This is a genomic window from Pseudomonas marincola, assembly GCF_900682675.2.
GTDB lineage: Bacteria > Pseudomonadota > Gammaproteobacteria > Pseudomonadales > Pseudomonadaceae > Aquipseudomonas > Aquipseudomonas marincola.
The window spans coordinates 2,035,850-2,048,620 of sequence record NZ_LR215729.2 but is presented as its reverse complement, the minus strand read 5'-3'; the positions used below and the strand labels follow the sequence as shown (position 1 = coordinate 2,048,620).

Sequence of the window (12,771 nt, the reverse complement as noted above, 5' to 3'; positions counted from 1 at the left end):
CCAACAGCGCCACCGTCGCACGCCTGTGTGGCCGGATATGCTCAAAGCTGGCATTAACAGCGGCCACAACAGGCTCTGAATTGCACTGCTCTGCTCCCTACAGTTGTTGGCACGAAATGCGCTAGCAATCTGGCTATACGCTGGAAGTTAGGCTCATAACCCAAGTGAATTACAAGGATCTGACTCCGAGGTTAAATATTTGTTGACCCAGAAGTCAGAAAAATCTAAATTCGCACCATAGAAGGCCGATAAAGGGCATCACACGCCCCTGCGTAGCCGCTTCTTATCGCCCGATACGAGTGCACCGCTGCCTCGTAAAGAACAATAAAATGCCTGGAGGTCGCCTTGATCCAGTTTTTACTCAACCGAGAGCTGCGCACAGAGCAGCAACTCGATCCAAACGTCACCGTGCTCAATTACCTGCGTGAGCATCTCGCCAAACCCGGCACCAAAGAAGGTTGCGCCTCTGGCGACTGCGGCGCATGCACCGTGGTTGTCGGTGAGTTGGCCAACGTCAATGGCCGCGAGTGCGTGCGTTACCGCACCCTCAACTCCTGCCTGACCTTTGTTGCCAGCCTGCACGGCAAGCAACTGATCACCGTGGAAGACCTCAAGCATCAGGGCAAGCTGCATAGCGTGCAGCAGGCTATGGTTGACTGCCACGGTTCACAGTGCGGTTTCTGCACACCGGGCTTTGTCATGTCGCTGTTTGCCCTGCAGAAGAACTCCAGCAGTTTCAGCAAGGCTGAAACCATGGAAGCACTGGCGGGCAACCTCTGCCGCTGCACCGGTTACCGGCCAATCATTGATGCCGCCGAGCAAGCGTGCTGCCAGAAGCAGCCGGACCAGTTCGATGTTTTTGAAGCGCAAACCATCGCTCAACTGAAGGCCATCGCCCCGGCCGAAACCGCCGAACTCAACAGTGGCGACAAGCGCTGCCTGCTGCCGCTGACCGTAGCGGATCTGGCCGATATCTACGCCGCCAACCCCGAGGCGCGCCTGCTCGCGGGCGGTACGGATCTGGCACTGGAAGTGACTCAGTTCCACCGCGAACTGCCGGTGATGATTTATGTCGGCCACATCGAGTCGATGAAGCGCATTGAGGTGACTGAACGCAGCATCGAAATCGGCGCGGCCACGGCGCTGTCTGACTGCTACGCCGCGCTGGCGCAGGATTACCCGGACTTCGGCGAGCTGCTGCACCGCTTCGCCTCGTTGCAAATTCGTAACCAGGGCACGCTGGGCGGGAATATCGGCAACGCCTCACCGATTGGCGACGCCCCGCCGCTGCTGATCGCCTTGGGTGCGCAGATCGTCCTGCGCAAAGGCGCCGAGTCGCGCACCTTGTCACTGGAAGATTACTTTATCGATTACAAGGTCACTGCCCGTCAGGAAGCTGAGTTCATCGAGAAAATCATCGTACCGCGCCCGCAGGCAAACCAGGCATTTCGCGCCTATAAAGTCTCCAAGCGTCTGGATGATGACATCTCGGCGGTGTGCGCCGCCTTCAACCTCAAAGTTGTGGACGGCACCGTACAAACCGCACGCATTGCCTTCGGCGGCATGGCTGCCATCCCCAAGCGGGCAAGCGCCTGTGAAGCTGTACTCAAGGGCGCAGCGTGGTATCCGGAGATTATCGAGCAAGCATGCGCTGCACTGGCGGAAGACTTCACGCCGCTCAGTGACTTCCGTGCCAGCAAGGAATATCGCCTGCTTACCGCACAGAACCTGCTCCGCAAATGCTTCCTTGAGTTGCAAGCTCCTGAAGTCGAAACACGGGTGACCGCTTATGTCTAATCACAGCATTCAAAAAAGTCAGGCCGAACTGGCCGAACTGTTCCGCGCCGGCCTAACCACAGGCGTGGGCCGCAGCGTTAAACACGAAAGCGCAGACAAGCATGTGTCGGGCGAAGCTGTTTATGTGGATGACCGCCTTGAATTCCCCAACCAACTACACGTTTATGCGCGCACCAGTGACCGCGCCCATGCGCGTATCACCCGCATCGACACCACGCCGTGCTATGCAATACCGGGCGTAGCAATTGCCATCACCAGCAAAGATGTACCGGGCCAACTGGACATCGGCGCCGTCGCGCCGGGCGATCCATTACTGGCAGACGGACTGGTTGAGTTTGTTGGCCAGCCGGTAATTGCGGTCGGTGCCGACACTCTCGAGAACGCCCGCAAAGCAGCAATGGCGGCGATTATCGAGTATGAAGACCTTGAGCCGGTGCTGGATGTTGAGGAAGCCCTGCGCAAGAAGCATTTTGTGCTGGAGAGCCATCAGCACCGCATTGGCGACTCACAGGCCAAGCTCGACACGGCGCCGCGTCGCCTGCAAGGCAAACTGCACATCGGCGGTCAGGAGCATTTTTATCTGGAGACTCAGATCTCCTCGGTCATGCCGACCGAAGATGGCGGCATGATAGTTTACACCTCGACTCAGAACGCCACTGAAGTGCAGAAACTGGTCGCCGAGGTTCTCGGTGTAGCCATGCATAAAGTGGTGATCGACATGCGCCGCATGGGTGGCGGTTTTGGCGGCAAGGAAACCCAGGCTGCCTCCCCTGCCTGCCTGTGTGCGGTAATTGCTCACCTGACAGGCCGCCCGACCAAAATGCGCCTGCCGCGCATGGAAGACATGAGCATGACCGGCAAGCGTCACCCGTTCTATGTTGAGTACGACGTCGGTTTTGATGACAACGGCTTGCTGCACGGCATCCAGATCGAACTGGCCGGTAACTGCGGCTATTCGCCGGACTTGTCTGGCTCGATTGTCGACCGTGCAATGTTCCACTCAGACAATGCCTACTTCCTCGGCAACGCCACCATCAATGGTCATCGCTGCAAGACCAACACCGCCTCGAACACCGCCTACCGTGGCTTCGGCGGCCCGCAGGGGATGGTTGCGATCGAGCAGATCATGGATCACATCGCCCGCAATCTCGGGAAAGATCCGCTCGAAGTGCGCAAGACCAACTACTACGGCAAGACCGACCGTAACATCACCCACTATTACCAAACGGTTGAGCACAACCTGCTCGACGAGATGACCGCCGACCTCGAAGCCAGCTGCGAATACAGCAAGCGTCGCGAAGAGATTCGCGCCTACAACGCCAAGAGTCCGGTGTTGAAGAAAGGCTTGTCGATGACGCCGGTGAAATTCGGCATCAGCTTCACTGCCAGCTTCCTCAATCAGGCTGGCGCCTTGGTGCATATCTACACCGACGGCAGCATTCACCTCAACCATGGCGGCACTGAGATGGGCCAGGGTTTGAACACCAAAGTGGCGCAGGTTGTCGCCGAAGTGTTTCAGGTGGATATCAGCCGTATCCAGATCACCGCAACCAACACCGACAAGGTACCGAACACCTCGCCGACTGCAGCGTCCAGCGGCACCGACTTGAACGGTAAAGCGGCGCAAAACGCGGCGGAGACCATCAAGCAGCGTCTGGTTGATTTTCTGGTGCGCGAGCACAAGGTCACGCCGGAAGACATCGAGTTCCGCAATGGCCAGGTGCGCATCCGCGATGAGTTCATGAGCTTCGACGCCGTGGTGCAACAGGCCTATTTCGCACAGGTGTCGTTGTCGAGCACCGGCTTCTACCGCACCCCGAAAATCTACTACGACCGCAGCAAGGCCGCTGGCCGTCCGTTCTACTACTTCGCCTACGGCATGGCATGTTCCGAGGTGATCGTCGACACGCTCACCGGCGAATACAAGATGCTGCGTACCGATATCCTGCATGACGTGGGTGCGTCACTGAACCCCGCAATCGACATTGGCCAGGTCGAGGGCGCGTTCGTGCAGGGTATGGGCTGGCTGACCACCGAGGAGTTGGTGTGGAACAACAAGGGCAAGCTTATGACCAGCGGCCCCGCCAGTTACAAGATCCCGGCCATTGCCGATATGCCGCTGGACCTGCGCGTTAAACTGGTCGAGAACCGCAAGAACCCGGAAGACACGGTGTTCCACTCCAAGGCTGTGGGTGAGCCGCCGTTCATGCTCGGAATCGCGGTGTGGTGCGCGATCAAGGATGCCGTGGCCAGCCTCGCTGATTACCGCGAGCAGCCTGATATCGATGCGCCTGCCACTCCCGAGCGCGTACTCTGGGGCGTCGAGCAGATGCGCAAACTGCGCAGCACGGCGAAAGCGGTTGCCAGCGAAGCTGTCGAGCCCGCCTGAGGCCATGAGCGCAACTTGCGGGTTGCGCCCAACCCTTTAACGAGTGGTTAAGTGTATGACTACAGCCGAACACATCAATCAAACCGCCGAGTTGGCCGCAGCGCAACTGAGCGCTAAACGGCCGCACAACGACGCATGGCGCCTGTCACGTTCGGGCAAGCCGCTGAGCAGCTGGAGATTAAGCAAATGAGTTGGATCAGTGCTCTCGCCGAGTTGCAGCAAAGCGGTACACCCTGCGTACTGGTGACGATTATCGAGGAGCGCGGCTCAACCCCGCGCAATGCCGGCTCTAAAATGGTGGTCAGCGCCGAGCGCATCTACCAGACCATTGGCGGCGGCCATCTCGAATACAAGGCGATGCAGATCGCCCGTGAAATGCTTGAAAGCCGCACGCAGGACTCACGTCTTGAACGCTTTAGTCTCGGCGCCAGTCTCGGCCAATGCTGCGGTGGCGCCACCGTGCTGTTATTCGAGCCCATGGGCCAGCCGCAAGCGCATATCGCCGTATTTGGTGCCGGCCATGTCGGCCGCGCCCTGATCCCGATTCTTGCCAGCCTGCCGTGCAAAGTTCGCTGGATCGATTCGCGCGAGAGTGAGTTCCCGGCGCAGATTGCCGACAACGTCGAAAAGGTTGTCAGCGAAGATGTTGTCGATGAAGTCGAGGCCATGCCGTCCGGCAGCTACTACATCGTCATGACCCACAATCATCAGCTCGATCTGGAATTGACGGCGGCCATTCTCAAGCGGGAAGACTTCGCCTATTACGGCTTGATCGGCTCGCAAACCAAGCGCGTCAAATTTGAACATCGCCTGCGCGATCGAGGCTTCAGCGCAGACGTCATGCAACGCATGCGCTGCCCGCTGGGCCTTGCCGAAGTCAAAGGCAAACTGCCGGTAGAGATCGCCGTATCGATCGCCGGAGAAGTTATCGCCACGTACAACTCAACGTTCGGCGAACACAAGAACAGCAAAAGCGGCAAAGGCGAAAGCATCGCCAAACTCATGCCGACTTCACGCCGCAGTCAGGGCTGAACAGCCCGCCCGCGCCGCTTATTGAATATTGCAGCCTGCTAACGAGTAGACCATGAATCAATCTGTTAAAGCCTACCGCGCCGCCATCCTTCACAGCATCGCCGACCCGGCCGTGGTGGGAGTCGAGCAATCGTATGAGTACTTCGAAGATGGCGTACTGGTCATCGACAATGGTCAGGTGGCTAAAGTCGGCCCGGCCGAACAGGTGCTGGCCACACTGAATGGCGTCGAGGTAATCGAATACAGCAATGCGCTGATTACACCGGGCTTTATCGACACCCACATTCATTACCCGCAAAGCGGCATGATCGCCTCTTATGGCGAGCAGTTACTCGACTGGTTGAATACGTACACCTTCCCGACCGAACAGCAGTTTTCCGACAAGGCCCATGCCAGCGATGTCGCCGGTATTTTCCTCAAGGAGTTGCTGCGTAACGGCACCACCACTGCACTGGTTTTTGGCAGCGTGCACAAGCAGTCGGTCGATGCCTTTTTTGAGGCCTGCGAGTCGCTCAATCTGCGGATGATTGCCGGCAAGGTATTGATGGACCGCAACGCCCCGGATTACCTGACCGACACGCCTGAATCCGGCTATGCCGACAGCAAAGAACTGATCCAGCGCTGGCACGGCAAAGGCCGCCTGCACTACGCCGTAACGCCGCGTTTCGCCCCGACCAGCACCCCTGAGCAATTGGCGCTGGCGGGCAAGCTGTACCAGGAGTTCCCGGACCTGTACATGCACACCCACCTGAGCGAGAACCTCAAGGAGATTGAGTGGGTTAAAGCCCTGTTCCCTGAGCGCAGCGGCTACCTCGATGTGTACGATCACTACCAGTTGATTGGTCCGCGTTCGGTGTTCGCGCACGGCGTGCATCTGTGTGATGACGAATGCCAGCGCCTGGCTGAGACCGGTTCTGCCGTTGCGTTCTGCCCGACCTCTAACCTGTTTCTCGGCAGCGGCTTGTTTGACCTGAACAAGATGGAACAGCACAAGGTTCGCGTGGGTCTGGGCACCGATGTGGGCGCAGGCACCAGCTTCTCTCAGCTGCAATCGCTGAACGAGGCGTACAAGATCATGCAGTTGCAAGGTAAGAAACTCGACCCGTTCAAATCGTTCTATCTGGCAACACTGGGCGGCGCCAATGCGCTGTATCTGGATGACAAGATCGGTAACTTCTCGACCGGAAAAGATGCCGACTTCGTGGTCCTCGATTACAACTCCACGCCACTGATGAGCTATCGCATGCAACAGGCCAAGAGCTTCGAGGAGAAGCTGTTTGCCCTGACCATGTTGGGTGACGATCGCAGCGTCAAAGAGACCTTTGCTGCCGGTGTATCGGTGCATCGTCGGGGGTGAGGGTTGAACGGGGAGATTGGATGGCGCGGGTCTTGGGGTTGATCTTGCGGTTGCCCGACGGATTGCGTTGCTATCCATCCTCCGGTTTGGATTTCCCCTGCGTATCTGTTCATGGAGGTTGGAATCCGCTTGCAGCTTCCGACATGACGCTCTGACTGCCTGGCGCGGGCTGGGTGTTGATCTTGCGATTGCCTGACGGATTGCGTTGCTTCGCGTCGCTATCCATCCTCCGGTTGGCGGTTCTTCTGTGGTGTGTTTGATGGAGGTTGGAATCCGCTTGCGGCTTCCGACACGGCGATCTGACGGTCTGGCGCGGGTTTGGGGTTGATCTTGCGATTGCTCGACGGATTGCGTTGCTGCGCGCCGCTATCCATCCTCCGGTATGCGGTCCTGCTCCGGTCTGTTCGTGGAGGTTGGAATCCGCTTGCGGCTTCCGACATGGCGGTCTGGCTGTCTGGCGCGGGCAGGGGGTTGATCTTGCGGTCGTCCGACGGATTGCGTTGCTTCGCGTCGCTATCCATCCTCCGGTTTGGGTTTCTCCTGCGTATCTATTCGTGGAGGTTGGAATCCGCTTGCGGCTTCCGACATGACGGTCTGATTGTCTGGCGCGGGGTTGGGGTTGATCTTGCGATTGCCTGACGGATTGCGTTGCTTCACGCCGCTATCCATCCTCCGGTTTGGGTTCATGCTTTGGGATGGGTTCGTTTTGCGGCGAATTTAATCGCTTGTACCGTCACACTGGAACGGCATAATGGGGCCTCAAATCCACCGCTACGGTATATCGCAATGCAAAGTCTCGACCCGCAGCAACGCCTCGCCCTGCATGCCGCCATCATCGCGCATGATGACGCGCAAAATTGCACTGTATACCGCCCGGATGAAAGTGACCCTGACGCCGAAGAAGAAGACCTCGGTGACGGCAAGATAATACTCGGAGGCACCTATGTGCCGCCTGCCGAATGGGATCAGGAAGCGCTGGATGACTATTACGACGACAGCGACCCAAGCCTGTTTGTCACCGCCCGAATAGCCAGCGATTACAAGCCGGGCAGCGCAGACTACTTTGAAGTGGAACCCGGTGATTTTGTTGCCACCCTCCCCGCGCCAGGCAAAGTGCAGATGTACTTCGTTTACGACTACACCGAAGACGCGCAAGGCCGCGAATACGTGCTGATCCGCGACGACGAGTAACACTGTTCACGGTCATCCGCTGGCCGCACTAACGGATGACCGCGCTAATGCAAAAAGCCCCCGCTGAATCGACAGCGAGGGCTTTTTTATGCAGAACCGCCGGGCTTACTTGATGCTGCCTGCGCGGCCCGGCTTCTTGCTTTGCAGAATGTGCGAGAACACTGCGTGAAGATCATCCGAGGCGCTTTCTTCGTCGAGGTTGAGCTTGCTGTCGATGTGATCCATGTGATGCATCATCAGGCTCACGGCCTTGGCGGTGTCACGTGCCTCGATGGCGTCGATCAACTGATTATGCTCATCGTATGAGCAATGCGAGCGACTGCCACTTTCGTACTGGGCAATGATCAGCGAAGTCTGCGAAACGAGACTGCGCTGAAAGCTGGTCAGCGGTGCGTTTTTGGCCGCCTCAGCAAGTTTGAGGTGGAACTCACCCGACAAACGAATACCGGCGCCGCGATCACCGCGCGAGAAGCTGGTTTGCTCGTCCTCAACCATCTGCCGCAGCTCAGTCAACTGATCGGCCGTGGCATGCTGTACGGCAAGCTCGGTGATGGCGCGCTCAACCATGCGCCGCGCATAAAAAATCTGCCGCGCTTCATCGACGCTTGGGCTGGCAACGACAGCGCCGCGATTTGGGCGCAGCAGCACCACGCCTTCGTGGGCAAGCCGGGACAGCGAACGACGGATGATGGTGCGGCTGACACCAAAAATCTCGCCCAGCGCTTCCTCGCTCAACTTGGTGCCAGGTGCCAGGCGCTGTTCGAGAATTGCATCAAAGATATGAGCGTAAACAATATCGTCCTGAGTCCCGCTGCGACCGGCAAGGCTGGCGCGTGACTGCTTTTTGAGAGGCTGCAATTGATCGTTCATTCTGGCTCGCGTTGTCATGTCCGACAGTTTTAATACTGCCTAAACGCGCTGATGCATCCCTGGATGTCAGCGCTTTTAATATTCAGTCCAGAGCAATGCAATCTCTGGACCCCACAGATCCCGGCGGGTTGGCATTAATCGCCAGCTGTAATCTGAACTCTACTGCTATTCGGCCGACTGGCAAGGAAAATTCGCCAGAAAGATGAATAAATCGGCACGCGCATTGTACACAATTTGACCAGCACAGGCACTTTTTACGACCAAGGTCGCAGCTTGCACTGTTGCAGTGCGCGGGTAACTAAGCATCTGTCGAGATCAGAAATTTGTGTGCGGGGATAAATCAATTTGGTCTAAGCATCGAATTGTTCAATTCCGATCATTTTAGCGCAAGGCTGATTGCTGCCAAAACAGCGGCAATGAAACGCCCAGAGCGCGCTAAAAAGCACGTCATTCGTTTTCTAATCTTCTGTTTTTATTAGCTTATTCCTCATATCAAGGCATATACAGGCGGCCCACTGCATTGCCACACGTGAAAATGCAGTTGATCACTATCGGTAAAACAGTAATTGCTTTTTTTGTATACAACCGCATAATCGCGCATAGTGATTTCTTGACCCAACAGTCAACTACTCACCCGCAAGAGCACCTTAACGCATCGCCTGCCTCAGAGACTTTGTCGTGCACAGCACCGGGTCTGGGCGGTACACAACAAAAGCAATGAGGAGTACCTGCTGTGGAAAGCGCCAAACAAGAACAATATGCAACGCCTGATTCAGGGACTGGGAGCGGTGGATTGCTGGACCGTTTCTTCAAACTTACCGAGCATCGCACCACCATCAAAACCGAACTGATCGCGGGCCTGACTACCTTTGTCACGATGGCCTACATCATCTTCGTTAACCCCAATATCATGGCAAATGCCGGCGTTGACCACGGGGCCGCCTTCGTCGCGACCTGTATCGGTGCTGCGCTGGGCTGCTTTCTCATGGGCCTGTACGCCAACTGGCCAGTCGGGCTTGCGCCGGGCATGGGTCTCAACGCGTTTTTCACTTACACCGTCGTCGGCGAGATGGGCTACAGCTGGGAGACCGCATTGGGCGCGGTGTTTATCTCCGGCGTGTTGTTCATGATCATGAGCTTGTCGCGGATACGTGAGTGGCTGCTCAACAGCATTCCCATGAGCCTGCGCTTCGCAATGGGCGCGGGGGTCGGATTATTCCTCGGACTGATTGGTTTGAAGACCGCCGGCATTGTCGTCGACAGCCCGGCGACCCTGCTGACCATGGGCTCGTTCGGTGAACCCAACGCCCTCCTCGCGGCCGTTTGCTTCCTGCTGATTGCCGTGCTCAGCCACCGCAACGTGTTCGGCGCAATCCTGTTCAGCATGCTGGCCGTAACAGCGATTGGCTGGGGCATGGGCATCGTCGAATTTGGCGGCGTGGTTTCGATGCCACCGAGCCTGGCGCCGACGTTCCTGGCAATGGACATCAAAGGCGCGTTCAATGTGTCGATGATCAGCGTCATTCTGGCGTTCCTGTTCGTCAACATGTTCGACACCGCCGGCACTCTGATGGGCGTTGCCCACCGCGCCAATCTGGTCGATGACGACGGGCAGATCCAGAACCTGTCAAAAGCCCTCAAGGCGGACAGTACGTCCAGCGTTATTGGCTCACTGGTCGGCTGCCCGCCGGTCACCAGCTATGTCGAAAGCGCATCCGGCGTGGCTGCAGGTGGCCGCACCGGCCTTACCGCAATCACCGTTGGCGTGCTGTTCCTCGTCGCCATGTTCTTCGCCCCGCTGGCGGGCATGATCCCGGCCTACGCCACCGCAGGCGCGTTGATTTACGTGGCCATGCTGATGATGAGCGGCATGGCGCATATCGACTGGGAAGACCTGACAGACACGATTCCGGCTATTGTTACCGTGGTGATGATGCCGCTAACCTTCTCGATCGCCAATGGCATCGCGCTGGGCTTCTTGACATACGCAACGCTCAAGCTGCTGACTGGTCAGCGCGACAAGGTTTCGGTGTCGCTGTATGTGCTCTGCGTCATCTTCATTGCAAAGTTCGCTTTCCTGTAAAAGCAGCCTGTTTGGGCTGGACCGTGCGCAGCACTTTGCGGCGCACGGGATAATCACCCTAAACCCCGACGCCAAGGTGCCGGGGTTTTTCAACGTCTGGAGTAAGCAGCATGAGTCTGGAAACCTGGTTATTGTTCAGCAGCGCCGCCTTGATCGTGATCCTGATTCCGGGGCCGCTGTCGCTGCTGATGGTCAGCAATAGCCTGAACTATGGCCTGCGCCGTTCGATCCCGGCGTTCATCGGCGGCGTCTCGGCCTCGATCTGCCTGCTCAGCGCATCGGCACTGGGGTTGGGCGCATTGCTGCTGGCCTCGGAGAAGCTGTTTTCAGCGCTGAAACTGATCGGTGCGCTGTACTTGTTTTACTTGGCCTTCCAAAGCTGGCAGGCCTCACGCCAAGCCGCCAGGCCCGTTACCGCAGAAGAGCAGCCGGTCAACCCAAGCTTCAACAGCATGTTCTGGAAAGCCTTCGGCCTGGGCGCGAGCAACCCGAAAGACATCCTGTTCTTTGCCGCTTTCCTGCCGCAGTTCCTCTCCACCGAATACTCGATGACCCAGCAACTGCTGGTGATGATCGCCACCTGGGCGGTACTCGATCTGGCCTGCAAGCTGTTCTACGGCCTCAGCGCCCAGGGCGCCGCCCGCTACCTGCGCTCAGGCAAGGGCCAGGTCTGGTTCAACCGCATCAGCGCCGGACTATTCGGCGCGGCTGGAACGGCTTCATTGCTGAGCCGCTGAACACACCCCGAAACCTGGGTAGAGGCACAGCCGCTACCCAGGGAAATGGCCACCACACAACCGTCGCCATGCAGCAAGCCGCAAACGGATTCCAACCGCAATCAAACACACAAACGAAGCCCCGCCAACCGGAGGATGGATAGCGGCGCGCAGCAACGCAATCCGTCGGGCGATCGCAGAATCAACCCCAAACCCTCGCCAGACAGTCAGACCGCAATGTCGGAAGCCGCAAGCGGATTCCAACCGCCATCAGCCACACCACCGAAAAACCGCCAAACGGAGGATGGATAGCGGCGCGCAGCAACGCAATCCGTCGGGCGATCGCAAGAGCAACATCCAGCCCGCGTCATGCAGTTAGACCGCAATGTCGGAAGCCGCAAGCGGATTCCAACCTCCACGAATGCACCGGAGCAGAGCCGCATACCGGAGGATGGATAGCGGCGCGAAGCAACGCAATCCGTCGAGCGATCGCAAGATCGACACCCAGCCCGCGCCAGGCAGTCAGATTGCCATGTCGGAAGCCGCAAGCGGATTCCAACCGCCATCAGCCACACCACCGAAAAACCGCCAAACGGAGGATGGATAGCGGCGCGAAGCAACGCAATCCGTCGGACGATCGCAAGATCAACACCCAGCCCGCGCCAGACAGTCAGACCGCCATGTCGGAAGCCGCAAGCGGATTCCAACCTCCATCGAACATATTAGGCAGGGTGTTTGTTGGCCCACCAATCAATCGCCCCCTTAATCGCCACGCAAAAAAAAGCCCGCAGTGCGGCGGGCAAGGACTCTATTAATGAGTCAGAGGGTGACAAGCATTCGGTGCATCAGCTGCCGCGATATGTCGAGTAGCTGTATGGGGAAATCAGCAGTGGCACGTGGTAGTGCTCCTGATTGGCGTCGATGCCAAAACGCAGCACAACCACATCGAGAAACGCCGGATCAGGCAGGGCAACGCCGCGGGCGCGGTAGTAGTCGCCTGCATGGAAGTGCAGTTGATAGACGCCGGTACGGTAATCGTCGCCTTGCAGAACTGGCGCGTCGCAGCGGCCATCGGAGTTGGTCAATACGCTGGTGAGCAATTCCAGCTGCGCGCCTTCTACGCGGTACAGCTCGACTTTCAACTCGCTCCCCGGGCAGCCGTGAGCTGCATCCAGAACGTGGGTGGTTAATCGTCCCATGGCTTCAGGGCGCCAGCAGCCTCAGCTGCACCAGCACCACACCTCCTCTACTGTTTGAATGTTGACGAATCCAGCGTTCTCGCCGCGCCGGCCTGCTGCTATATAAAGCACAAGACCCGCTGACCTGCAGCCGCTGA

The 12,771-nt window shown here is 58.0% G+C and carries 9 protein-coding genes; 7 read left to right on the top strand and 2 right to left on the bottom strand.

From position 1 onward, the window contains the following. Positions 1 to 345 precede the first annotated feature (345 nt). The 5 genes from xdhA to PMYSY11_RS09580 all read left to right on the top strand — a co-directional run bounded on the left by xdhA (position 346) and on the right by PMYSY11_RS09580 (position 7,766). Positions 346 to 1,797 carry a xanthine dehydrogenase small subunit gene (xdhA, locus tag PMYSY11_RS09600; protein ID WP_069902164.1) on the top strand — a complete coding sequence of 484 codons (1,452 nt, stop codon included), beginning with the start codon at positions 346 to 348 and terminating at the stop codon, positions 1,795 to 1,797. Further along, a complete protein-coding gene (gene xdhB, locus PMYSY11_RS09595; protein WP_150549022.1) occupies positions 1,790 to 4,186 on the top strand; it encodes a xanthine dehydrogenase molybdopterin binding subunit in 2,397 nt (798 codons plus the stop codon). The genes xdhA and xdhB overlap by 8 nt, the downstream gene beginning before the upstream one ends. A 186-nt stretch (positions 4,187 to 4,372) precedes the next feature. Beyond that, on the top strand, positions 4,373 to 5,218 hold the full coding sequence (gene xdhC, locus PMYSY11_RS09590) for a xanthine dehydrogenase accessory protein XdhC (RefSeq protein ID WP_150549021.1): 846 nt from the start codon (positions 4,373 to 4,375) through the stop codon (positions 5,216 to 5,218). Positions 5,219 to 5,270: 52 nt separating this feature from the next. Next, positions 5,271 to 6,575 carry a guanine deaminase gene (gene guaD / locus PMYSY11_RS09585; protein WP_150549020.1) on the top strand — a complete coding sequence of 435 codons (1,305 nt, stop codon included), beginning with the start codon at positions 5,271 to 5,273 and terminating at the stop codon, positions 6,573 to 6,575. A gap of 786 nt (positions 6,576 to 7,361) precedes the next feature. Beyond that, the gene (locus tag PMYSY11_RS09580; RefSeq protein ID WP_069900498.1) at positions 7,362 to 7,766 is read left to right on the top strand and encodes a hypothetical protein; all 405 of its coding nucleotides are present in this window, start codon (positions 7,362 to 7,364) and stop codon (positions 7,764 to 7,766) included. 105 nt (positions 7,767 to 7,871) lie between these two features. Here PMYSY11_RS09580 and PMYSY11_RS09575 read toward each other — a convergent pair whose 3' ends face one another. Continuing rightward, positions 7,872 to 8,636 carry a GntR family transcriptional regulator gene (locus PMYSY11_RS09575; protein WP_069900499.1) on the bottom strand — a complete coding sequence of 255 codons (765 nt, stop codon included), beginning with the start codon at positions 8,634 to 8,636 and terminating at the stop codon, positions 7,872 to 7,874. A 733-nt stretch (positions 8,637 to 9,369) separates the two neighbouring features. Between PMYSY11_RS09575 and PMYSY11_RS09570 the strand changes: the two genes are divergently transcribed. Further along, positions 9,370 to 10,719, top strand: coding sequence for an NCS2 family permease (locus tag PMYSY11_RS09570; RefSeq protein ID WP_069900500.1), 1,350 nt, complete (start codon positions 9,370 to 9,372; stop codon positions 10,717 to 10,719). Between the two features lie 110 nt (positions 10,720 to 10,829). Beyond that, entirely contained in the window at positions 10,830 to 11,456 is a 627-nt protein-coding gene (locus PMYSY11_RS09565) for a LysE family translocator (RefSeq protein ID WP_150549019.1), read from the top strand. 824 nt (positions 11,457 to 12,280) lie between these two features. Here the strand turns inward: PMYSY11_RS09565 and uraH are convergent. Beyond that, on the bottom strand, positions 12,281 to 12,634 hold the full coding sequence (uraH, locus tag PMYSY11_RS09560) for a hydroxyisourate hydrolase (RefSeq protein ID WP_069900507.1): 354 nt from the start codon (positions 12,632 to 12,634) through the stop codon (positions 12,281 to 12,283). Between the last annotated feature and the right edge of the window lie 137 nt (positions 12,635 to 12,771).